The sequence below is a fragment of the Neobittarella massiliensis (ex Bilen et al. 2018) genome, assembly GCF_014269355.1.
GTDB lineage: Bacteria > Bacillota > Clostridia > Oscillospirales > Ruminococcaceae > Neobittarella > Neobittarella massiliensis.
In genome coordinates, this window is sequence record NZ_JACOGI010000001.1 from 1,096,111 (window position 1) to 1,118,667 (window position 22,557).

A 22,557-nucleotide genomic window follows, 5' to 3' on the forward strand; every position below is an offset into this window, starting at 1 on the left:
TATACCCCTTGTATTTCACCTCAATAAGTGGTATAGTGACCTTGGTTAGCAATAGCTAACCAAGGCTTATATAAAACACCCCACCCGCACTGCAGGCATATACTGGCAGCGGTGCAGGCGATACAGAAAGGACGGAGACCACTATGGATCTAACTATCGAGCGGGTCATTGGACGCGAGATCATCGACTCACGGGGAAACCCCACCGTAGAGGCAGAAGTACACCTGGCTGACAAGACTGTAGCCAGAGGGGCGGCCCCCAGCGGCGCCTCTACCGGCGAATTTGAGGCGCTGGAGCTGCGCGACAATGATGAGGGGCGCTTTGGCGGCAAAGGTGTGGGTCAGGCAGTTAAAAACATAAATACCGTCATCGATCAGACGCTGAGGGGCATGGATGCCAGCGACATCTACGCTGTAGATCAGGCGATGATGAGAGCCGATGGCACCAAAGACAAATCAAAACTGGGAGCCAACGCGATCTTGGCGGTATCGATCGCTTGTGCACGAGCAGCCGCACAGGCCCTGCATCTGCCTTTGTACCGCTATCTGGGCGGTATTAGCGGCAATCGGCTGCCGGTACCGATGATGAATATTTTAAACGGCGGCGCACATGCCGCCAACACGGTAGACGTGCAGGAATTTATGATCATGCCGGTGGGCGCCGTCAACTTTGCCGAGGGGTTGCGCTGGTGCACCGAGGTATTTCATGCGCTGGCAGGGTTGCTCCGGTCTCGCGGACTGACTACCTCAGTGGGCGATGAGGGGGGATTTGCCCCCGACCTGGACAGCGATGAGGATGCTATCCGCTGCATTTTAGAAGCTATCGAAAAAGCCGGGTACCAGCCCGGAGTGGATTTTGTACTGGCCATGGATGCGGCCTCCAGCGAGTGGAAGAGCGGTGACAAAGGGGAATACCTACTGCCCAAGAGCCAGCAGAGATTTACCTCGGCCGAGCTGGTGGCCCACTGGCAGGCACTGTGTGAAAAGTATCCCATCTACTCTATCGAAGATGGGCTGGACGAGGAGGACTGGGAAGGCTGGCAGATGATGACTGCTGCGCTCGGTGACAGAGTACAGCTGGTGGGCGACGACCTGTTCGTGACCAATACCCAGCGCCTGAAAAAGGGTATCGAGCTGGGCTGCGGCAATTCGATCTTGATCAAGCTCAACCAGGTCGGCTCGGTGTCTGAGACGCTGGAAGCCATTAAGATGGCGCACGAGGCTGGTTACACAGCTATTGCCTCTCACCGCTCGGGCGAGACCGAGGACACTACCATCGCCGATCTGGCAGTGGCGCTGGGCACCGGCCAAATAAAGACCGGGGCCCCCAGCAGAAGTGAGCGCGTAGCCAAGTATAACCAGCTGCTGCGCATAGAAGAACAGCTGGGCGAGAGCGCCGTGTACCCCGGATTTGGTGCCTTTCATATCTCCCGGTAAAATAAGAAGCGCAAAGCAAGTGGTCTCTGCACGGCAGTAGCCAAGGCGCGCCCCGTCTACAGGGATCTGGCCCCTGGGCGGGGCGCGCCTTTATTTTTGACAGAGATCGTCTACAGGGCACAAGTTAAAGTTGGGAGGTGCATATATGCAACCGATCTGTTGGGCTGCGGTCGGCACAGGGTTCACCTTTATGATGACCACCTTGGGCGCAGCGATGGTATTCTTTTTTTCAAAGGCGCTGGCCGTTGGCATCCAGCGCATCTTTTTGGGCTTTGCCGCCGGCGTTATGATCGCCGCTTCGGTGTGGAGCCTTTTGATACCGGCCATTGAAGAGGCCAGTGCTGCCGGTGGTATCGGCTGGGTGCCGGCCGCAGGAGGTTTTTTGCTGGGCGTCGCCTTTTTGCTGGGGCTGGATGTGCTACTGCCGCACCTGCACCTGGACGCCAAAGCACCAGAGGGGCTGCGCTCCTCCTGGAAGCGCACCACGCTGCTGGTGCTGGCAGTGACGCTACATAATGTCCCCGAGGGGATGGCCGTTGGACTGTCGTTTGCGCTGGCGGCACAGCACCAAGGAGAGCATGCGGCGCTCTCGGCGGCGGTGGCGCTGGCGCTGGGCATCGGCATCCAGAATTTCCCTGAAGGGGCGGCGATCTCGCTGCCGCTGAGACAGGAGGGGATGACGGTCACTAAGTCGTTTTTTTACGGCAGTATGTCGGGCATCGTAGAGCCTGTTTTTGGCATTTTAGTGGTGCTAGTAGCTGGGAGCATACAGCCGCTGATGCCGTGGCTGCTGTCGTTTGCCGCCGGTGCCATGATGTATGTAGTAGTGGAGGAGCTCATCCCGGAGGCGCATTTGGGCGAGCACTCCAACAGTGGTACACTGGGTGTTATGGCCGGATTTTTGATCATGATGGTGCTGGACGTGGCACTGGGATAAATGGAGATACAGAGAGGGAGGATCACTGTGAAATTGGTGCTTTTACGGCATGGAGAGAGTGCCTGGAACCGCGAAAATCGCTTTACCGGCTGGACCGATGTGGACCTGTCGCCCGAAGGCAGGAGCGAGGCACAAGAGGCGGGGAGATCACTCGAGCAGGCGGGATTTGATTTTGACCTCTGCTACACCTCTTACCTGAAACGGGCGATCAATACCCTGCATCTGGTGTTGGAACAGCTGGACCGGGAGTGGCTGCCGGTGATCAAAAGTTACCAGCTCAACGAGCGGCACTACGGTGCACTGCAGGGCCTAGACAAAGGGGAGACTGCCGACAAATACGGCGAAGAGCAGGTACATAGATGGCAGCGCTCCTATACGACCAGGCCCCCGCTGCTGACCCCTGACGACCCGCGCTACCCGGCCCGACTAGCCGCGTACCGGGACGTGGCCCCCGACCTGCTGCCGCTGGCTGAGAGCCTGCAGGACACGGTGGCGCGGGCAGTCCCCTATTTTCAGCTGGAGATAGAGCCTGCCATACGGGCGGGCCGGCGCGTATTGATCGCCGCACACGGCAATTCGCTGCGGGCGCTGGTGATGTATTTGGAAAAATTGACGCCAGAGGCCATCGCCAAAGTCAACCTGCCCACCGGCGTGCCGCTGGTATACGAACTGAGCGACACGCTAAAAATCCGTGACAAGTACTACTTGGGCGACCGCAAAAAAGTGGCGGCCAAAATGCAGGCCGTGGCCGACCAGGGCCGAGCCACCCAGAGCGCATAGCAGGGGAAACTGCGGCAAAAGGCGGTGGGAAAATTGTGAACAAATTGTAAAAACAGGCTTTTTCCTTATAAAAAAGAGGTGTTCAGGTTCACTGAACACCTCTTTTGCCTCTGCTGCCATAACGAGCGACTGGTCAGGTATCTGCGCGGCGACCGGCATGTGTTTTTAGAGCTGAAAAAGTCTCGTCACTGATGACGTGTTCTATGCGGCAGGCGTCTTCTGCCGCTACCTGGGGATCGACGCCCAACGCCGCGAGCCAGTCGGTGAGCAGCGTGTGGCGCTCGTATATCTTCTCGGCGATCTCGCGCCCCTTGTCGAGCAGTGTGATATGACCGTATTGGTCGACAGCCACATACCCGCCGGTACGCAGGTTTTTCATAGCCACACTGACACTGGGCTTGGAGTAGGAGAGCTCGGCGGCGATATCGATGGCGCGCACCTGGGGCTGGCGCTTTTGCAGCACCAGGATCGTCTCGAGATAGTCTTCAGCCGATTGGTAGATACGCAAGGATCTCACCTCGTAAAAATAGGATAGGCAGCATGCGGTTAGTATAAGCTAACTATATGTTAGCATAATTTCTGCGCCCCGTCAAGTTCGGGGAGGGAATTGCCCATTGAAATACATGGGGGCAAACGTGTATAATAATAAAATAGCTGTTTATACGCAATACTTGGCATGCGGCGGTGGCAGCGCCTGCGGGCCCAAGATCATAACCATTTGAGGAAGTGACCTATGTACACCTTAAAAAAACAGGTAGGACATGCCCGCAGGGGCGAATTTAAGACCGTGCACGGCACCGTACAGACCCCGGCATTTATGAATGTAGGTACGGTGGCGGCCATCAAAGGAGGGCTATCCTCGTACGACCTGAAAGATATCCGCACCCAGGTGGAGCTGTGTAATACCTATCATCTGCACCTGCGACCCGGTGACAAGCTCATCCACGAGCTGGGCGGCCTGCACAAGTTTATGGGCTGGGACCGTCCCATCCTCACCGACAGCGGCGGCTTTCAGGTGTTCTCGCTGGCCAAGCTGCGCAAGATCAAGGAAGAAGGGGTGCATTTTTCCTCTCACATCGACGGGCGCAAGATCTTCATGGGGCCCGAGGAGAGCATGCAGATCCAGTCGAACCTGGCTTCGACCATTGCTATGGCTTTTGATGAGTGCATCCAGCTGCCGGCCGAATACGACTATGTAAAGCAGTCGTGCGACCGCACTTACCGCTGGCTGGTGCGCTGTAAGGCCGAGATGGACCGCCTGAACCAGCTCCCCGACCGCAATAACCCCCACCAGATGCTCTTTGGCATCAATCAGGGCGGGACCTATGAGGATATCCGCATTGAAAACGCCCGCCTCAACGCCCAGCTCGACCTGGACGGCCACGCGATAGGGGGGCTGGCGGTAGGGGAGCCCAAAGAGGAGATGTACCACATCATCTCGGTGGTGGACGAATACCTGCCCCGGGATAAGCCGCGCTACCTGATGGGGGTGGGCACACCGGGAAATATCATCGAGGGCGTAGCCCGAGGTATAGATCTGTTTGACTGCGTGATGCCCAGCCGCAATGCGCGCCACGGACACCTGTTTACCTGGGAGGGTATTCGCAACCTGAATAACGCCAAATACGAAAAAGATCTGCTGCCCATTGACCCCCAGTGTGACTGCCCGGTATGCAGCCGCCACAGCCGCGCCTATATCCGTCACCTTCTGCGCGCCGGTGAGACGCTGGGACAGCGCCTGACGGTGATGCACAACCTGTATTTTTACAACCGCCTGCTCGAGCGCATTCGCGAGGCGCTGGAAAATGATACGTTTGAGCAGTTTAGAGCGCAGTACGTGGATGTTTTGGACACGCGCATATAATCGGCGGCTTTTAGGCGGCAGAATACGGCGATAGTTTTGCAGGGGATACCAAAAAAACATTGTATTTCCCAGTATCTGCTTGTATAATAAATATGTACTGTTAATTTTTTGGAGGTCTATCAATGTCTAATCTTACCGTACTGGCCGCGGCCAGCAGCAGTTCCAGCAGCGGCATGAGCTTGCTCACATCCTTTTTGCCCATGCTCATCATCCTGGTCGTGTTTTATTTTATGCTCATTCGTCCCCAGAGCAAGAAGGACAAAGCGCTGAAAAAAATGCGTGAAGAGCTGAGCATCGGCGACGAGATCACCACCATCGGCGGTATCGTGGGCCGGGTCGTATCGATCAAAGACGACACCATCCTGATCGAGAGCGGCAGCGACCGCACCAAGGTGCGCATCAAGAAATTTGCCGTTCAGGAAGTGGAGAAGATCGAGATCGACTGAGTGTGCTCCTACGCACTGTGCCGGTCTACCGTTTATTGCTCGTGAAGTTTGTACATAAGTGGCGGGGCGACTGCGGTATCGCCCCGCCACTTTTTTACCTGTATCACCGCCGGGGGCCGGCATACCGGCGCCGATGCGCACATATACATATCCCATAAAACTTGATTGATGGGGTGAGTGGGCATGAAGGGCAGACAGCAGACCGCACGCGGTACCGGCGAGACAGGTACGATGGTAAAGACGCTACTCTGGGGGACCGGAGGCGGAGCACTGCTGATGCTGATCTTGCTGTGCATCTGCGCGGCGGTAATGACGGTACAGGACTTTAACGTGACGGTGCTGCGCATCATCGCTTTGGCCACGCTGGGATTGGGCGGTTTTGGCAGCGGCTTTTTAGCCGCCAAGCTGCGGCGCAAAAACGGCATGTTAATGGGGGCGCTATCGGGCGCCGCACTGATGGTGATCCTGGTGCTGCTCTCGCTCATCTTTTTTGGCTTTCACTTTGGCGGTCAGCTCATCACCAAAGTGGCTATTGGGGTGCTGACCGGTGCACTGGGCGGCGTTTTGGGCGTAAATCACCGCAAAAAACACCACTAGCATTTTATAAAGTAAGGTGTAGCGGAGTTAAAAGTACTGCCGTACGTGATCGATACGGCCCCGCCGGTGGGGCGCAGCAGCAATATAGAGAGAACAGAAAAGGCGGCGGACCAAGATGGTTTGGTCCGCTGCCTTTTTGCGCGTGAATGGCATTGACGGCCATAGAGCGGCGGCGCATGAATAAAAAGAGTTATTGGCAACAGTGATGGTATGGGGAAAACAGAATAGGCGCCGGACCATTTACCGTGCGCAGCGGGGGTGGATGCCCCATATAAGTACCGCGGCGGCCATGATGTTGCCGTGTCGGTACCAGAAGATCACACTTACGGCCAAGCTCCGCGAAGACTGGTAGCGAGCAAGCAGCGCCGAGATCTGTGTAGGGGCGCAGGTGAGCGCATCGGGAACAAACAGCAGTTTTATGTGGGCAGCACCGAAAATACCAGCTGCCATTTACGACCGTGACACCCTGAAAAATACCGGATAAATCAAAGTCATGACTCCATCACTCGCTGAGACAGCCGGAATACTGGTAATAGAAATCACGGCAGGAGCATGATGAGCGTGCCAGAGACGATAAAGCCCAGCCCGACAGCTGCTTTTTTAGATAGCTTTTCGTGAAATACAAAATAGGAGAACGCCACCGTCACCAGGATACTGAGCTTATCGATGGGGACGACGATGCTGGCGGGCCCATTTTGCAGTGCGCGGTAGTAGCAGAGCCACGAGGCCCCGGTGGTGACCCCAGAGAGACAGATAAAACCGAGCTCTTGGGGAGATATCTTTTTTACCGTGTGTGTTTTACCCTCGGTCAGTACCATCAGCCAGGCCATGATGAGCACCACCCCGGTGCGGATGGCAGTGCCGAGATTGGATTCGATACCGGAGATGCCGACTTTGCCGAGAATGGAAGTGAGACTGGCAAAAACAGCTGAGCCGACAGCGCAGAGCAGCCAGTGCTCGCCTTTTTGAGGGCGGCCGACGGACGGGCTCCGCCGCTCGATCATGAGGTAGGTACCGGCGGCGATCGAAACGACGCCGACAGCGCCGGACAGCCGCAGCGGTTCGCGCAGCAGGATGCAGGCCAACAGGATGGTGAGGATGACGCTGGATTTGTCGATGGGGACGACTTTATTGATATCGCCCAGCTGCAGCGCCCTAAAATAGCACAGCCACGAGGCGCCGGTAGCCAGCCCTGACAGCACCAAAAAGAGCCAGGTGCGGCCGCTGATCTGCGAAAATTGAGACTGTGAACCGACCAAAAAGACCATGAGCCAGGAGAAGGCCCATACGATGATGGTGCGGATCGCGGTCGCGGTGGTAGAATCTGTTTTTCGAATACCGCATTTGGCCAGGATAGAGGTGACGCCGGCAAAAAAAGCCGAGCCACAGGCAAATAGGACCCACATATCGGTTATCCCCCTAAATGATGTGTGCTGTTGCTGTGTACTGTACGCTGTGTTTGCCATACAGCTGTATATGTTCCCCTTTATTATAGCATATAGCACTGTGACAGCTGCCGGTGAAAAAGATCGGCAAAAATAGCTGCGCAAACTTGCTGGGCCTACCCTAAAGCGGGACGGCAATGCGTGTTTGCATCTCTTAACAAGTTTCTTGTACGCATGGCAGCGCTTGTGTTTTGACAGGCTTTTTTCTATAATAGGGGAGGATGCTTTAGCCGGCCCACAGGGGACCCTGAACGGGCGGCGCGAGCTGGTGATTGCCAAAAGGAGTGTTTGCTTTGAATACGGAGACGATCGGTTTTATTGGCGCTGGCAATATGGCAGAGGCCATTATTAAAGGCATAGACGGCAGCGGCTTGGTGCCGGCAGCCAATATTGGGGTATGCGATATCAGTTCCCAGCGCCTGGAGCACTTTGCCGCGCTGGGCCACCAGACTTTTTCGGACGCGGGGGACTGTGCGAAATTTGCCCAGTACCTATTTTTATCGGTAAAGCCGCAGCAGATAGACGACGTGCTGGATGCGCTCTCTTCTCAGATCCACGACGATATGGTGGTGGTGTCGATCGCCGCCGGCATTACCGCCCCGTATATTCGGCAGAGGTTGGGGCGGCCACAGCTGCAGGTGGTACCGGTGATGCCGAATACCCCGCTGCTCATCGGTGAAGGGGCGGTCGCTGTTGGCCGTGGGCCGCAGACCGCGCCCCAGGCACTGCAGTTTGTTGGGGATATTTTTGCAGCCAGCGGTAAGGTGTGGTACATCGACGAGGATAAGCTCAATGAGATCATCCCCGCCAATGGCAGCTCGCCGGCCTTTATCTACTTTTACACCAAGCTGTTTTGCGACTGCCTGCACCAGCAGTACGGCATCGACCGCGAGATGGCCAAAGAGATGTTTTGCCAGACACTGATCGGCTCGGCCAAGATGATGCTGGCCCCCGGGGCGGATATCGATGACCTGATCGCCAAGGTGTGCTCGAAGGGCGGCACTACTATTGCCGGTATCGACGGCTTTGTAGAAAAGGGGATGCCCCAGGCGGTGGAGCACGGCATCAAGGCCTGTGTGGACCGCGCCTATGAGCTTGGCAAAAAGTAAAACCGCCGGCAGCTTGTACTAGATGGGTAGCTTGTCTCATATATATCTCTTGTGACAGGAGGTATTGGTATGAGACGAACTTCAGGCCGGCCCGGCCGCCCACACCGCGGCGGGGCGGCACCTTTTTTAGATCCGCTCACCACCAGTTTGGCAGTCGCTTTTTTTCTGGGGCTGCTGGCTGGGGCGCTGACGGTACCGGCCATGCGCCAGCACAGCGGCGATCTGTTTTTTGGCAGCTGTATGCGCCTGGTGCAGACGGCGGTATCCAACCAGCTGTGGCACATGGCGGTAAGTGCCTTTTTGCTGCCGCTTTTCTTGCTGCTGTGCCTGCTTTTGAGCGCCTTTAGCGGTGTGGGCATCCCGTTTTGCTACGGGATCGTGGCCGTTTACGGCTTTGGCAGCGGCTTAGTAGGCGGGTACCTGTACAGCGCCTATAGCGGCAGCGGTATCTTATTTAACCTGCTGATGCTGCTGCCGGCGACGGTGCTCACGGCGGTGGCGATGATCTGCTTTGCCCGGCTGTGCACCTCTTGCGCATATCTGGTGTGCAAGGACCTGTTTTTAGGGGAAAAACAGGAGCTGGCCGGCCGCTTTAAAAAGCTGCGCGGCAGTGTACTGGTGGCGGGCGGGCTGTGCCTGTTGGCCGCCGGCGTCAAAGTGCTCTGCTTTTTGATATTTTCGGCCCACATACAGGTATAGGAACCACGAGAGGGGAGGTGTGACGACAGTGTATGCCATCATAGACAGTTTTGACGAGCACCTGGCTGCCGCCAAAGTCGCCACCAATACTCGGCGCGCCTATTGCCTGGACGTGCAGGCATTTTTGGAGTACTGCCGCTTTGAGGGCGATGTGGACAGCATCACCTACCCGGCGGTAGAGCGCTACCTGCAGCACTTAAAGGAGCAGGGCAACAAGGTATCGACCATCAACCGCAAGATCTCCTCGATAAATGCGCTGGTAAAGTACCTGAAAGCGATCGACTTGTTTTCGTATAATCAGCTGTCGGCCATCCCTCTGCAGCAGAATAAAAAGCCCCGCAAATACCCCGAGATCCTGTCGTCCCAACAGATCGACACGCTGTTTGCGGCGATCGATACCGGGACCGCCAAGGGGCTGCGGGACCGCACCATGATCGAGCTGCTCTACGCCAGTGGCATACCGGTAAAAGATCTTTTACAGCTACAGCTGACCCAGCTCGACATACCGCGGGCGCTCATCACCATCTACGGGGCGCAGGGGCCGCGGCAGATACCGCTCTACAAGGGATTTTTGGCCACTTTAGAGCAGTATTTACAGCAGGTGCGGCCCCAACTGATGTGCACAGCACCAAAGAGCCAGCTGGTGTTTGCCAACTTAAAAGGCGGTCCCATATCCAGACAGGGCTTTTGTAAGCTGTTTCACGGCTATGTAGAAAAGGCCGGGTTGGGGCCGTACATCACCCCCAAGACCCTGCGGCAGTCGTTTACGGTACATCTGCTGGAGGACGGCGCCCCGCTCAAGCACGTGCAGGAGCTGTCGGGGCACCTGGCGCATTCGACTACCGAGTTTTACCAGCGTGTGCTGCAAAATGAGGCCAAGACCTCGTACAAGATCCACCATCCCAAATTTAAAAAGAGACCACTGAAAAAAGGAGAGGTTTAGATGCGTGTAGTATTGATAAATGGAAGCCCGCACAAAAACGGCAACACCGCTTTAGCGCTGCAGACGGTAGCTGACGCACTGCAGGAGCGGGGCATCGAGACTGAGACCATACAGGTGGGCAATAGGATGATCCGCGGCTGTATGGCCTGTGGGGCGTGCAGCAAGACCGGCCGCTGTGCTTTTGAAAAAGACGACTTTCACGCGCTGTGCGAGAAGGTCTATACGGCAGACGGCTTGATCATCGGCAGCCCGGTATACTATGCCGGTGTGGCCGGCACCATGAAGGCATTTTTGGACAAGCTGTTTTACGCCAGTGCCGGCCGCATGCGGCACAAAGTCGGTGCGGCGGTAGCTGTGTTGCGGCGCAGCGGCGGTATGAGCACCTTTGATGAACTCAACCACTATTTTCTTATCTCGGAGATGGTGGTGGCCCCCTCGAGCTACTGGAACATCATCCACGGGGCCAAACCGGGAGAGGCGGCCCAGGACGCCGAGGGGCTAGACACCCTGCGCGTGCTGGCGGCCAACATGGCTTGGCTGCTGCAGATGAAAGAACAGACCGCAAAGACGCTGCCCCCGCCGCCGGCGATGGACCGCGCCCGCACCAATTTTATTCGCTGATCGTGTTTTTCGTGAGCTCCTTGTTCTCGTGCACAGTAACAAGCTTTCTGTGTGCGGCGCGGGAGCTCTTGACTTATGTATGAGAGACAAAAGTTGACACGGTGAAAGAGTGGGGGAGCGGCTGTTGGGGGCTGTGTATCGGCACCGAAAAGTGGTCTTGTGCGACCAAGACTAAGACGGTAGGTGCTTGGGTGCTGCCAGGGAAGTGATCGCATACTATTTTTTGAGATATGGGGCAATATAGATGTTATATAGCGGCGATCTGGGCACTTGCTGGCGAGGAAAAAGCCGGGCTGTACTACTTTTTCGTGACTGGCCGCCGCCGGACGAGACTGGATGAGACAAAATACAGCAGAAGGGGCGTACGTGCATTATGGAAGATACACGGATATACCAAATGCGATTTTCGAAAATATACCAGCTGCTCATTGACAAGGCCAACCGAAAGGGGCGGACAAAAAATGAGGTGGATGAGATCATCCGCTGGCTTACAGGATATTGCCAGACAGAGCTCGACCAGCTGGCAGAAGGGGAGAGCACCTACGCCGCCTTTTTCGAGGGTGCGCCGGCGATGAACCCGCACCGCAAGCTAATCAAGGGGACAGTATGCGGGGTGCGGGTGGAAGCGATACAGCAGCCGCTGATGCAGGAGATCCGATATCTTGACAAATTGATCGATGAATTGGCGAAAGGTAAGGCGCTGGATCGGATACTGCGGGCGGAGTAGCGTATTGAAACGGCAGAGCAAAGAGCAGATCGAGCGGTTTTGTGCGCGCTCGGTCTGCTCTTCTGTTTGCGTTGTAATTGGTTCTATATGCCATATGTAAAGTACAGTGCTCATCTTTTTGGCGGATCGCCCGGGTCGTCGTCTGTCGGCGCGTCTGTTGCGTTGGGGACGCGTTTCTTTTTGGGGACCTTGACACCGGCCAGCGGCGAGCGCTTTGAGGCCTCCTGCATTTGGCGATTGGAGACATGGGTATAGATCTCGGTGGTGGAGACGTGTTCGTGCCCCAGTATCTCGCTGAGTACCCGGATATCGACCCCGCCGTGCTGGTACATCAAAGTGGCGGCGGTGTGGCGCAGCTTATGTGTTGAGAGGCCCTGACCAGAGAGCCCAGCTGCCTGCAGGGCGTGCTCTACGATCTGCTGCACCCGGCGCTTACTGATGCGTGTGCCGCGGCTGGAGAGAAACAGCGCATTTTTATCTTTGACGCTGGCCAGGCCTTTGGCGCGTACCGGCAGATAGGCCTCGACGGCGGCCAGGCAGGCATCGTTGAGGTAGATGATGCGCTCCTTGTTTCCTTTACCGGTGATACGGGCGGTATTTTCGCTGATATCGGTCATATCGATACCCACCAGTTCGCTCAGCCGCATACCGCAGTTCAAAAACAGAGTGAGGATACAAAAATCGCGCTGGTAGTGCGGATTGTCTTCGGGGACATGGACCAGCAGTTCCAGACTCTGTTCCAGCGTGAGGTATTTGGGCATACTCTTTTTGATAGCTGGGATCTCAAGGTCTTTGACCGGGTTGGACTCGAGCAGTTTGGCGTTGACGGTGAGATATTTATAAAAGGACTTGAGACAGGATACCTTGCGGGCGCGCGTGGCCGCGCTATTTTGGCGCTGACGGGTGATAAAATACATGTATTCGTACACATCCGACAGCGTGACCGATGAGATTACGTCGAGGTCGACATCGAGGATATCGATATCTTCGAACTGCAGATCTTTGCTGCACAGGCCTTTATACTGTTTGATAAAGCGAAAAAAGGTGCGCAGATCGATAAAGTAGCTCTCGACGGTGCGCACCGAGCGGCCCTTGATGGTCTGCATGTAAAATAGAAAATCTTTGATGACCGGCGGGCAGCTGACGGCATAATCTGTGGCCATGGGAAAACCTCCAAAATAAACGTGAATAAAGTGTTTTGGCGCGGTAAGACATGGGGGCCGGAATGGCGGGCCAGTCGTTCTTACATTCTTACATTACGTGCGTGATGTGCGTGGCCGCAATATATAATTATATAATATCGTAGTCAGTGGAATACACACCAGAGCTGTATTCTAACAGGTGCCAAATTCAAATTATTGTGTGAGCTTGTATGAGCCTAATGTGGGTTTGTTGGGAAAACAGCAATTTCCTATACCCTAAATTGCGCTAAATTTTTATTTAGTGCAATTACTACTATAAATAGAATACCACTTCTCTTCGCTTTGTACAAGCTCAGATTTGGGATGAGCTTTAAAAATGTACTGGCGCCTTTTTTATTTTCACTCGACCGGTCTTTTTACAAACTGCGCACTGTGGTTTACTGCTGGACTCACTGCTGGACAGATCTTGGTATTTTACGGGCAGCTGCTTTTTTCACTTTTTATAGTTCGTTCTGTTGGGCAGCCAGATCATACCGCCGATATCGCGTAACGGCCCATCGGTGAGCTGTACCAGTTTAAGTTGCTGTGCTCTGATAAACGCGCGCATCGCCTGTCCGTCTGGGTGCCGGTCCAGGCTGCCGGTGCTGTAGAGCGTATCGCCTACCCGGCCCACACAGCCGCCGATAAAGCCGTAATCGTACCCCGGCAGTAAAATATGGCCGGGACGTATATGCAGCACCGATATCCCCACCTTTGCCGCGGCGGCGGCAATACCTGTATCGGCGGTGATGATCGCCTGTGGACCCAGTATAGCGGTACTGCAATGCGTATACCCCTGCCGGACTGGTACCGGCCGGTACTTTTGACACAGAAGCTGTTGGAGCGGATGCGGAACTGTTTGCGGGTTAAACAGCGCATATTCGCCTACCAGGGCAATATTGAGGGCTGTATCTTGTGGATAGCGCTCCCCCAACTCTTGTAAAAACGTTATTACATAGCCTATCTGCCACAACTTTTCACGCTGCTGAGGCGGGATAGCGCAGTCGATGGCCAGCTGACCGTCGCCTATATGTAACAGCCGCATATCGGCGTGATATGCAGTCTGTACGGGAAGCTTTTTGCTGTTGGGCAGACACAATATCTCTTCCTGCTCCGGCAGATGTGCCTGTAGCGACTGCCGATAGCAGAGCGGTATATTGCCGATGATGAGCATGGGCTCTCCCCTCTTTTGGGTATGGTGGGTCTGGGCGGACGAAATTTGCGAGACCTCACAGCGGTCCTACTCTCGCCGCAGTGCCTCGACCGGGTGCATACGGGCAGCCTTATAGGCCGGGTAGGCGCCAAAAGCGCCCCCCAATAGCACCGATCCGGCCAAACTAAAAAACAGCACGGTGCTGCTGAGCGCCATGTCGATACCGGTGAGCGCGGCGGCTGCTTTTAGCAGGAGCAAGCAGAGCAGCGCCGCCGCCGTGCTGCCCACCAGCGAGAGTAGCATGGCTTCAGCCAAAAACTCGCGCAGAATGCTGCCGGAGGTGGCCCCGATCGCCTTTTTGATACCGATCTCACGGGTGCGCTCGGCCACCGAGGAGATCATGACGGTGGTGATGCACATGCCGGCCACCAAAAGCGATATGGCAGCCACGCAGCTGAGCACCAGTGTGACGATGTCTAAAATGCGGTCGAGACTGTCTTTTTGTGAGGCCAGGTCGAGGATATCGACCCCGCAGCGGCCATCGGGGTCTACCGCTTTTTGCAGGCGGGTGCGCACCACCTGACTGTCGGCGCCCTGATCGAGCTTGACGGCGATCTGGTCAAAGCTTGAATCGCCGGTGGCCATGGGGATAACGGTGTACGGGGTGTAGACCAAGGTGGGCATGAGCCCGCCGGCAAAGCTCTTTAGAATGTTGCTGGAGGAGGACACGACCCCCACTACCTCGAACTCCTGCTGGTAACCGGCGATATTCAGCGGTACCCGTTTGCCCACCACGTTTTCGCGGCCAAACATCTCCTGTGCCGTCTTGCTGTCGAGCAGGCAGACCGCTGCCCGGCTGGCAATATCGCCGCGGGAGATCGAGCGACCCCAAAGTAAGTCGAGTGAGATGAGGCTATCGGCGTTGTTGCCCACGCCCCAGGTGTACACTTTTTGCACACTGCCGGATGGACCGGTGAGCTGACCGGGCTCTACTACGATGGGTGAGGCGCCTTTGACGCCTTTTGTCTGTGCGACCTTTTGCAGCGCCGACTCATCGAGCTGGTAGATCGTGCTGTCCTCGCTGTACTTTAAGGTGAGCCCATCGGCCCCCAGTGAGCTGAGCTCTTGGCCCAGAGCCGTCTTGCCTGCCTGCACGATACCCGAGATGAGCAGCACCGACAGGACGCCGATAAACACGCTGAGTGCGGTGATGGTTGTGCGAAACTTGTTTTTAGCCGCCGAGCGCAGCGCTGTGTGCAGGCTGTTCATCATCGCACAGCCCCTTCTCTGAGCAGACAGGTGCTCCCCTCTTTGACCTGCTGCTGCGAGAGGATGGGCTGGCCCGTCAGCGTGCTGTCGAGCACCTCTACCCACTCACCGGTCTGGCGGCCGGTGGTGATGTAGTGCTTTTTGACCTTACAGGCATCCTGCAAAATGTACAGGAATTCGCCCCGCTCATCCTGACCGATAAATGACTGGGGCAGCGCCGACATCTGCTGCGGGTCATCGCACTGGATAGAGACGGAGGCGGTGAGGCCGGGCATGATCTCACTGCCGGCCCCCTCCAGGGCCAGCTCTGCCTCTACCACGGTAGACTGGCTGGTGCCGCGGGTCTCTTTTTTGGCAAATTTGGCCACATCGGTGACGGTTGCCGACATGCTCTTGTCGGAAAAGGCCGAGCAGGTCACCTGGGCCTGCTGGCCCACAGCCACTTTTTCGATCTCGCTTTCTGGTATAGAGACCTTTACCAGCAGCGCCCCTCCCTCAGAGAGTGTGTAGAGCTCGTCCTGCGGGGCGGTAGACTGATTTTTTTTGATCGAGACCGAACCGATATAGCCGCTCTTTTGTGCCTGTATGGTCTGGGGCAGCGCGCTGGTACCCAGCTTGCTCTGCCCGCCCAGCACCTGCAGCGCCTGACTGGAATAGGTCTCCTGGATGAGCTTGGCCGTTTTTTGGGCGTCGACGGTGGCGATGGTCTGCCCCGCCTCGACCCATTGGCCCTCTTTTACCAGCACGTCTTTGGCCACCACGGGGTAGTCGAGCGAGTAGGACTCCCCCTCTTTTTGCGCCACTTCGCCGGCCACGACCACCTGTTGGGTGTAGGTGACCGGCCGCAGATAAGTAAACGACGCCTGCTGCACCCCCCGCAGCTGCACTGCCGGCGCCGACAGCAGCGCCACCGTAAGTACCGCCCCCAAGACCGCCACTTTTTTCTTCATATCCACATACCCCTTTTCGCCAAAATTCCGAGAAAACTGCGCCGCTCAAAGCCCGCACCGCGTTCTTGGATTAGTTTTGCAAAAAAGGTTGGCGATATAGATGTAAAAGCCAGCCAATACAGGGAATAAACCGCCGCAAAGCAGTCACAATAACAGAAAATGGCCGCGCAGGGATTTCTTTTCCCTGGAAATAGCCGCGCCGCCAGCGTTGGAGGAGATCGCGATGAATTTTGTCATCTGCTGCAAAAACTGCAAATACCAGAGAGACGGATACTGTGAGCTGCCGTCACCTGCACCCGGCCAGCGCACCGAGGAGGGAGATTGTGCCCACTACATGCCGCTGGACGCCAAGACGCCAAACAGCGGCCCTCACGCTTAAAAAGCGGCCTTAAAGGCGTCTTTTATCGTTCTGGCGCCGATGACCTGGATGCCGGGCACCGACAGCTGCTCGTGGTCTAGATTTTGCTGGGGCACCACGATGCGCCCAAAGCCCAGGCGCTTGGCCTCGCTCACCCGCTGGGACAGCTGGGCGACCGCCCGCACCTCGCCGGTGAGGCCCACCTCGCCGATGGCCACCACCTCTTCGGCTACCGGCTGATCTTTTAAGCTGGAGTACATGGCCAGCAGCACCGCCAGATCGGCACCCGGCTCGTCGAGCTTGATACCGCCCACCACGTTGATGTACACGTCGAGATTGCCGAAGAAAAAGCCTGCCTTTTTCTCCATCACGGCGATGAGCAGATTGGTGCGGTTGTAATCAAAGCCGGTGGAGACCCGCCGCGGCACGGCAAAACCGGATTTGGTGACCAGCGCCTGCACCTCGGACAAGAGCGGGCGGCTGCCCTCCATATTGCAGGCCACGCAGGTGCCCGAAGCGCCCAGCGGCCGACCGGTGAGCAGCATCATAGAGGGGTTTTTGACCTCTTTGAGGCCGTGGCCGGTCATGTCGAACACGCCGATCTCGTTGGTGGAACCGTAGCGGTTTTTGACCGCCCGCAAAATGCGGTGGGTGAAGTGCTTGTCCCCTTCGAAATAGAGCACCGTGTCCACGATGTGCTCTAGTACCTTGGGGCCGGCGATGGCCCCGTCTTTGTTGACATGGCCGATGATGAGTACCGGTATATCTTTGGTCTTGGCTGTTTTCATGAGCAGAGACGTGCATTCGCGCACCTGGGCCACGCTGCCCGGCGAGGAGGCCAGCTCCTCTAAATTCATGGTCTGGATAGAGTCGATGATGACCAGGTCGGGCGCGGTGGCGGCGACTAAGTTGCAGATCGAGACGATATCGGTCTCGGCCAGCACCTTTAAATTGGGGTTTTTGACCCCCAGCCGGTCGGCGCGCAGCTTGATCTGGCGGGTGGATTCCTCCCCCGATACATACAGTATCTGCAGCTTTTGCGCCAGATACTCGCAGATCTGCAGCAGCAGTGTGGATTTGCCGGCGCCGGGCTCGCCGCCCAATAGCACCAGCGACCCGGCCACGATACCGCCGCCCAGCACCCGGTCAAGTTCTTCCAGACCGGTGAGAAAGCGCGTTTCGCGGTGCTGCTCGACCTGATCTAAGGTGACCGGCTGCAGGTCGCTGTACCCGCTGCCGCCAGCCGCTTTTTTGGCAGCTACTTTTGTTTTGGCGCCGCCGCCACGCGCCAGCATCACCCGCTCCTGCAGCGAGTTCCAGCTGCCGCAGTTGGGGCACTGGCCGCTCCAGCGGGCAAACTCGGCCCCGCAGTCGTCGCAGACGAACATCACTTTTTGGTCTGATCTCATATACGTCCTCCTAAAGGCCAGTCTTACTTTTGCAGGGCGGACCTCTCTACATATTGTAACATGCCCTGATAGATACAAAAAGCCAGCTGCTTTTGGTATTCGGGGTCCTGCAGCTTTTGCCGCTCCTCGGCGTTGGAGATAAAGCCGCACTCGATGAGCACACCGGGGTTTTTGCTCTGGTTGAGCAGATAGTACTCGCTGCCCGACGGCTTGTGCATGCGGTGGCTATCGGTCTGCAGATTTTGCTTGATGGTCTCTTGGATACACTCGGCCAGCAGCTCTCCCTCCGCGTTTTTCTTGTTGTAGAACACCTGTGAGCCCTTATTGCTGCTCTGAAAGGCGTTTTGGTGGATAGAGAGAAAGATGGCGTCGGGATGGCTCTCGATGAGCTTGAGCCGATTGTGCATATCTGACTTCTTTTTGCTGGGGGCACCGTCCCCCTCGGTATCGGTAGAGATGTCGGTCTCGCGGGTCATGTACACATCGTACCCCTGGAAGGTCAGCACATCCCGCAGGGTAAGAGCGATCTGGAGATTGATATTTTTCTCGTCGATGCCCTGACTGGAGGCCCCGGGATCGAACCCGCCGTGACCGGCATCGATAATGACGGCCGGCCGTTTTTTGACTGCTGTGTCCTGCTCGCTGGCAAAACTGCGGAAATTAAAAAATGCGGCCCCTACCGCCACGCACACCGAAAGGCCCAGCATCAGCTGCCACAGGCGTACGCTCTTTACTCTGCAAAACATATCCTCACCTCTCTACCATGGGTATGAAGATCTGTGTGTGGTTATGTTTGCCCGGTATGCTCTTAGTATAGCAAATTTCGTGCCGGCCGCGCCACTGTTTTGCAATAACTCCCAAAGTGGGGGACAAAACTTTGTACCCCCTGACGTATTTGTGACTGCAAAATGGATTTTTTAGTATGGGGACAGGCTTTTGTGCTATAATCGTGCTGGTAATGATACCGCAGTTTTACAGAGGAGGCATTACAAGTGTCAGCAAAATCTATCGCGCTCAACACCCCGTCTGACGTGCGCCATGCACTGCAGATGGTAAAAGACGGCAAACTGTGCCCACAGGTGCTGCAGGCGGCCATCGATCAGGTCCGCTACCTGAGCTGGGTCCACTGCCCCATCCATACCGCCGACCAGAACCGCACCCAGGTAGAGGTGCTGTTTTGCGGCGAGATCGCCCCGGGCGTACAGACGCAAAACGGCGGCGAGATCTTAGATGTAGTGGCTATTAAAAACGAGATCGGACAGGAGGAGACGCTGCGGCTGACCCTGTCGCGGCCCGTGCCCGCAGCAGACAGCTGCCTGCTGGTGCCGGCCATGGCCAGCTATATGCAGGTGACCGGTATCACCGAAGAGGACCTGTGCGCTGCTGAGAGGGGGATCGCCAAATGAAAAAGATCGATACGGCCCTGACCGCCGCTTTTGCCGCGGCGCTGGATGGCCGCGCGCCGCAAAAAGATTATCTGCGTGCAAAAGATACGGGATCGGTACAGATACTTGAAGGCTGCACATTTTTAGTGGGCGGCGACCTGTACGAGAGCACCAGCTGTACGCTGACCGAGAGCGACTTGGATACCGGCAGCTTTACCGTGGGAGCCGACTATGGTATTTACCTTTGTAAGGACGGCGATACGGCAAGACCGGTCATTAGCCGCAACGCCACCTACCCCGACGGTTTCGCCGACGACGACTGCCGCCAGATCGGTGGCTTCCACTACGGGATGGTACGGGTGCTGGCTGCCGATGGACAGCCGGTAGGCACCGATGGCAAGGCTTTTGGCGAGGGCTGGAAAGCCAATGTGGCCCCGGGGATCTTGCCGGCCTCGGTCTGGACGCTGCAGCACCGGCCCAGCTGCGACCCCCGCGGAATGGTCTACCTGGGCAGCGGCACCTGGGTGGATATCTACATCGCCTCTGACGATGGGCAGGGCGGCTTGCGCTCTGCCTGGCACGCCACCCCCATGACCGGAGCTGAAGGCGCCAACTGGTATATATTTCAGGAAAAGCTGCTGCGCAGCGGCAAGCGGATGCTGCGCTACAGTGAGTTTTGCCGCGCCGCTTACGGCAGCCCCGAAGGCGAGGACGAGACCAATGAAAACTGCTGGTCTGCCGCCTTTAACACTGCCCGCAACATGACCGGCTTTGTGCCCAATGCAGTGTCGGCGCTGGGCTGTGCCGATTGCTGCGGCACCGTGTGGGAATGGGTAGACGAGGTGCTGGTAAAGCCCGACCCGGAGGTGCCTGCACCGGCACCCGGCGAAAAACAGTGGGTCTGGTACGACGAGACCCCTATGGAAGTAAACGGCGGCAACCTGTTCCACTACTACAATACGACGCTGGCTACCATGCTGGCCGGCGGCGATTGGGTGGACGGCGAGCACTCGGGCACCCGGGCGGCCAACATCTACCGCAGCCCCTGGAAAAAAGGTATTGGTTTTGGCACCCGCGGTGCCTGTGACAGCCTGTAAGCAGCTACTTTATCAGTAGTATATCGGTTTGAGCGCCGCGTACGATGTGAGATGTAATAAAAGATCTTTGGGCTCCCCTCTTTATGAGCGGGAGCCCATTTTATATATCGGCCGCTCTTTGACACTTGAGCACGGTGCAGTTTCAGGAACGGATATGCCGCGCGGAGCGTTTCTCTCCCCTGCCCGCCGACTGTGTGCGGCCGTGAGAGCCGTTGGCGCGCTGGGATAGCCAGAACATTGAATTTTGCACCGGAACCCGGTCACCCATATCTCGATATTGGGGAACCTGCGCCGATATATGCCGGTGTGCAGCAGTGTGGCTTTTTGCACGCTATAGGCACCCAGCCGCCGGCAGGAGACAGCCAGCGGGGTGACAGCGATGCAGACGGATTACTGGTCCGGTGATACGGCGGCTGCGTTTGCTGGGAGAGCGGGAGAGGAGCCGGATGTCTTGTGTCCCGGTGGGGAGAGCGCAGTTTATACGGCAAACGGCGATCGATGCGGGTGCTCTATACCAAACTGGACCATGTGGCAGGAAGTGACAGCGTTAGAATGACAAGCTGGGTATTGAGAGCACAGCGGTCGTGCCCCTGTGCGCGGCAAACTTTTTACCGGACATACCGGTCGACTGGCTATACGGCACCTACCTGTTTCGTGTCGAGATCGCCCCCGGTACCGCGGTGCTGCCGTGCACCTTGGTGTGCAGGTTTGTACTGCACGGCCTGACCGGCAGGCGGCGGCACAGTACACTGTACCCGGTACACGGTACACGGTCGCTTTGGGGGCCATATATGTCCTGTGCAGCGGGGCGGTATGTTTTGTGGAGCTTACAGCGGTGTTGCTGGGCCGTATTCCCCGATATTTTGGATCTTCAGCTCTTTGGGACGGCTTTGAGGTGGCTCCGTTTGATGGCTTTGGCCGCCTTTTTGCGGGGCTGGCGGTGGAGTTCTTAGCGCTGCACCACTTCGTGCGGCCGCTACAAAAAGGCATAGAGAAAGCGATAAAAGCAGAGAGAAACAGGGGCGGCAGGTACTTGGATAAGTACCTGCCGCCCCTGTTGAGGAGTGCCATCTGCCCTGTGTGGCGAGGAGGGATGATTACTTTTTAACGACCGGGATCCATACCTCGTATTTGGCGTTTTGCGGGTCGGCGTTGAGGTAGACCTCGACATCGGGACCGCTGGCGTACTCGTAGCCAGAGCTGGGCAGCCATTCGGTGACGATGCGCTGCTCCAGCGTTTGGATAGACTGGCCAGTGCCTTCGCCGGGGAATACGGCCCAGGTGGCGGCGGGGACGGTGTAGCGCTCCATACCTGCGGGTGTAGAGCCGGTAGTGGCTACGGCGATGTAGTAGCGCCACTGCTCGCTGTCGCCGCAGGCGCTGACGCCCAGCATGCCCATGGGCGGAATATCCATCAACTCCATCAGCCGGGGCAGCGTGCCGTCTTCGGCGATGCGGCCCCAGAGCGCCGGTATCTCCTGAAAGTTTTTTTCGATCTCGCGGTGCAGCGGCACCGAGACACCGACGATATCGAAGGTCTCTTTTTTCTCGATCCTGTATTCCATCTGCTCTGCTCCTTTAATAGTGATCTTGAAGCTGATGGGCTGGTAGGAGCGCACCGGTACACCGCCCTGACGCACCAGCGACGGGGCTGCCCCATGCACGCTTTGAAAGGCGCGGTTAAAGGCGGTGGGCGACGCGTAGCCGTATTTGAGTGCCACATCGGTGATCTTTTGCTGGCCGCCCTGCAGGTCGGCTGCGGCCAGCGTCATGCGCCGACGGCGGATATACTCGGCCAGCGGCACCCCGGCCATATAGCCGAACATGCGCTGAAAGTGATAGGCCGAGCAACAGGCGATCTGCCCCAGCTGCGCGACGTCTATCTCCCCGTCGAGATTTTCTTCGATGTAGACCATAGCCCGGTTGAGACGCTCTATCCATTCCATACCATCAAACTCCTTACACAGTAGTATAGACCGCGACAGCTGGGCTGTCCTCTCTTTTACTGCCCGCATATGCGAGGTAGTACTGCGCTTTACTGCCGTACAAAAGATCGGGCCCAGCAGGCGGTCAGCCGCTGGGCCCTTACCGCAGCATAAAACGGCGCTGCTTATTATTTTGACGGTGTACACATGTACAGGTCAGCGGCAG

General features: G+C 56.9%; 24 protein-coding genes. 14 read left to right on the forward strand and 10 right to left on the reverse strand.

Annotated features, from left to right (window positions below; genetic code table 11):
* Positions 1-143 precede the first annotated feature (143 nt).
* The 3 genes from eno to gpmA all read left to right on the forward strand — a co-directional run bounded on the left by eno (position 144) and on the right by gpmA (position 3,153).
* Entirely contained in the window at positions 144-1,436 is a 1,293-nt protein-coding gene (eno, locus tag H8K20_RS05040) for a phosphopyruvate hydratase (RefSeq protein WP_186487669.1), read from the forward strand.
* A 145-nt stretch (positions 1,437-1,581) separates the two neighbouring features.
* Positions 1,582-2,373, forward strand: coding sequence for a ZIP family metal transporter (locus tag H8K20_RS05045; protein ID WP_186487670.1), 792 nt, complete (start codon positions 1,582-1,584; stop codon positions 2,371-2,373).
* 27 nt (positions 2,374-2,400) lie between these two features.
* The gene (gene gpmA, locus H8K20_RS05050; RefSeq protein WP_475600689.1) at positions 2,401-3,153 is read left to right on the forward strand and encodes a 2,3-diphosphoglycerate-dependent phosphoglycerate mutase; all 753 of its coding nucleotides are present in this window, start codon (positions 2,401-2,403) and stop codon (positions 3,151-3,153) included.
* A gap of 133 nt (positions 3,154-3,286) precedes the next feature.
* Here gpmA and H8K20_RS05055 read toward each other — a convergent pair whose 3' ends face one another.
* A complete protein-coding gene (locus H8K20_RS05055; protein WP_105203989.1) occupies positions 3,287-3,661 on the reverse strand; it encodes a metal-dependent transcriptional regulator in 375 nt (124 codons plus the stop codon).
* Between the two features lie 225 nt (positions 3,662-3,886).
* Here H8K20_RS05055 and tgt point away from each other — a divergent pair, with 225 nt between their 5' ends.
* The 3 genes from tgt (at position 3,887) to H8K20_RS05070 (ending at position 6,060) form a co-directional block, all read left to right on the forward strand.
* A complete protein-coding gene (tgt, locus tag H8K20_RS05060; protein ID WP_105203991.1) occupies positions 3,887-5,017 on the forward strand; it encodes a tRNA guanosine(34) transglycosylase Tgt in 1,131 nt (376 codons plus the stop codon).
* A 122-nt stretch (positions 5,018-5,139) separates the two neighbouring features.
* Complete coding sequence (yajC, locus tag H8K20_RS05065) at positions 5,140-5,463, forward strand: preprotein translocase subunit YajC (protein WP_105203992.1); 324 nt, start codon at positions 5,140-5,142, stop codon at positions 5,461-5,463.
* Between the two features lie 183 nt (positions 5,464-5,646).
* Positions 5,647-6,060, forward strand: coding sequence for a TIGR04086 family membrane protein (locus tag H8K20_RS05070; RefSeq protein ID WP_154865460.1), 414 nt, complete (start codon positions 5,647-5,649; stop codon positions 6,058-6,060).
* 240 nt (positions 6,061-6,300) lie between these two features.
* Here the strand turns inward: H8K20_RS05070 and H8K20_RS13635 are convergent, their stop codons facing one another.
* Positions 6,301-6,510, reverse strand: a complete 210-nt coding sequence (locus H8K20_RS13635) for a hypothetical protein (protein ID WP_207721460.1) — start codon at positions 6,508-6,510, stop codon at positions 6,301-6,303.
* An 89-nt stretch (positions 6,511-6,599) separates the two neighbouring features.
* A complete protein-coding gene (locus H8K20_RS05075; RefSeq protein ID WP_186487672.1) occupies positions 6,600-7,466 on the reverse strand; it encodes an EamA family transporter in 867 nt (288 codons plus the stop codon).
* 332 nt (positions 7,467-7,798) lie between these two features.
* On the opposite strand from H8K20_RS05075, the gene proC reads away from it, so the two are divergent.
* The 5 genes from proC (at position 7,799) to H8K20_RS05100 (ending at position 11,604) form a co-directional block, all read left to right on the forward strand.
* Positions 7,799-8,614, forward strand: coding sequence for a pyrroline-5-carboxylate reductase (gene proC, locus H8K20_RS05080; RefSeq protein WP_186487673.1), 816 nt, complete (start codon positions 7,799-7,801; stop codon positions 8,612-8,614).
* Between the two features lie 69 nt (positions 8,615-8,683).
* Positions 8,684-9,313, forward strand: coding sequence for a stage II sporulation protein M (locus H8K20_RS05085; protein ID WP_105204002.1), 630 nt, complete (start codon positions 8,684-8,686; stop codon positions 9,311-9,313).
* A 19-nt stretch (positions 9,314-9,332) separates the two neighbouring features.
* The gene (locus H8K20_RS05090) at positions 9,333-10,256 is read left to right on the forward strand and encodes a tyrosine-type recombinase/integrase (RefSeq protein WP_186487674.1); all 924 of its coding nucleotides are present in this window, start codon (positions 9,333-9,335) and stop codon (positions 10,254-10,256) included.
* The gene (locus H8K20_RS05095) at positions 10,257-10,877 is read left to right on the forward strand and encodes a flavodoxin family protein (RefSeq protein WP_186487675.1); all 621 of its coding nucleotides are present in this window, start codon (positions 10,257-10,259) and stop codon (positions 10,875-10,877) included.
* Between the two features lie 373 nt (positions 10,878-11,250).
* Positions 11,251-11,604 (forward strand): DUF2200 domain-containing protein, encoded by a 354-nt coding sequence (locus tag H8K20_RS05100; protein WP_154865454.1) that lies wholly within the window; start codon positions 11,251-11,253, stop codon positions 11,602-11,604.
* A 110-nt stretch (positions 11,605-11,714) separates the two neighbouring features.
* On the opposite strand, the gene H8K20_RS05105 is transcribed toward H8K20_RS05100, so the two are convergent.
* The 4 genes from H8K20_RS05105 to H8K20_RS05120 all read right to left on the reverse strand — a co-directional run bounded on the left by H8K20_RS05105 (position 11,715) and on the right by H8K20_RS05120 (position 16,157).
* Complete coding sequence (locus tag H8K20_RS05105; RefSeq protein WP_186487676.1) at positions 11,715-12,767, reverse strand: tyrosine recombinase XerC; 1,053 nt, start codon at positions 12,765-12,767, stop codon at positions 11,715-11,717.
* Positions 12,768-13,239: 472 nt separating this feature from the next.
* The gene (locus tag H8K20_RS05110) at positions 13,240-13,959 is read right to left on the reverse strand and encodes a DUF6873 family GME fold protein (protein ID WP_186487677.1); all 720 of its coding nucleotides are present in this window, start codon (positions 13,957-13,959) and stop codon (positions 13,240-13,242) included.
* Positions 13,960-14,025: 66 nt separating this feature from the next.
* Positions 14,026-15,210, reverse strand: a complete 1,185-nt coding sequence (locus H8K20_RS05115; RefSeq protein ID WP_186487678.1) for an ABC transporter permease — start codon at positions 15,208-15,210, stop codon at positions 14,026-14,028.
* Positions 15,207-16,157, reverse strand: a complete 951-nt coding sequence (locus tag H8K20_RS05120) for an efflux RND transporter periplasmic adaptor subunit (protein ID WP_186487679.1) — start codon at positions 16,155-16,157, stop codon at positions 15,207-15,209. Before H8K20_RS05120 ends, H8K20_RS05115 begins: the two co-directional genes overlap by 4 nt.
* Positions 16,158-16,380: 223 nt before the next feature.
* Between H8K20_RS05120 and H8K20_RS05125 the strand changes: the two genes are divergently transcribed.
* Positions 16,381-16,536: a hypothetical protein gene (locus H8K20_RS05125; RefSeq protein ID WP_164998133.1), complete on the forward strand. Its 156-nt coding sequence runs from the start codon at positions 16,381-16,383 to the stop codon at positions 16,534-16,536.
* Here the strand turns inward: H8K20_RS05125 and radA are convergent.
* Together radA and H8K20_RS05135 are read right to left on the reverse strand one after the other, a co-directional pair.
* On the reverse strand, positions 16,533-17,924 hold the full coding sequence (gene radA / locus H8K20_RS05130; protein ID WP_105204017.1) for a DNA repair protein RadA: 1,392 nt from the start codon (positions 17,922-17,924) through the stop codon (positions 16,533-16,535). The genes H8K20_RS05125 and radA overlap by 4 nt on opposite strands.
* Positions 17,925-17,947: 23 nt before the next feature.
* Positions 17,948-18,670, reverse strand: coding sequence for an N-acetylmuramoyl-L-alanine amidase family protein (locus H8K20_RS05135; RefSeq protein ID WP_186487680.1), 723 nt, complete (start codon positions 18,668-18,670; stop codon positions 17,948-17,950).
* Between the two features lie 246 nt (positions 18,671-18,916).
* Between H8K20_RS05135 and H8K20_RS05140 the strand changes: the two genes are divergently transcribed.
* Complete coding sequence (locus H8K20_RS05140) at positions 18,917-19,330, forward strand: hypothetical protein (protein WP_154865450.1); 414 nt, start codon at positions 18,917-18,919, stop codon at positions 19,328-19,330.
* Positions 19,327-20,406, forward strand: coding sequence for a phage major tropism determinant (locus H8K20_RS05145; protein ID WP_186487681.1), 1,080 nt, complete (start codon positions 19,327-19,329; stop codon positions 20,404-20,406). Before H8K20_RS05140 ends, H8K20_RS05145 begins: the two co-directional genes overlap by 4 nt.
* Positions 20,407-21,503: 1,097 nt before the next feature.
* On the opposite strand, the gene H8K20_RS05150 is transcribed toward H8K20_RS05145, so the two are convergent.
* Complete coding sequence (locus H8K20_RS05150) at positions 21,504-22,352, reverse strand: AraC family transcriptional regulator (RefSeq protein ID WP_186487682.1); 849 nt, start codon at positions 22,350-22,352, stop codon at positions 21,504-21,506.
* Positions 22,353-22,557: the final 205 nt, after the last annotated feature.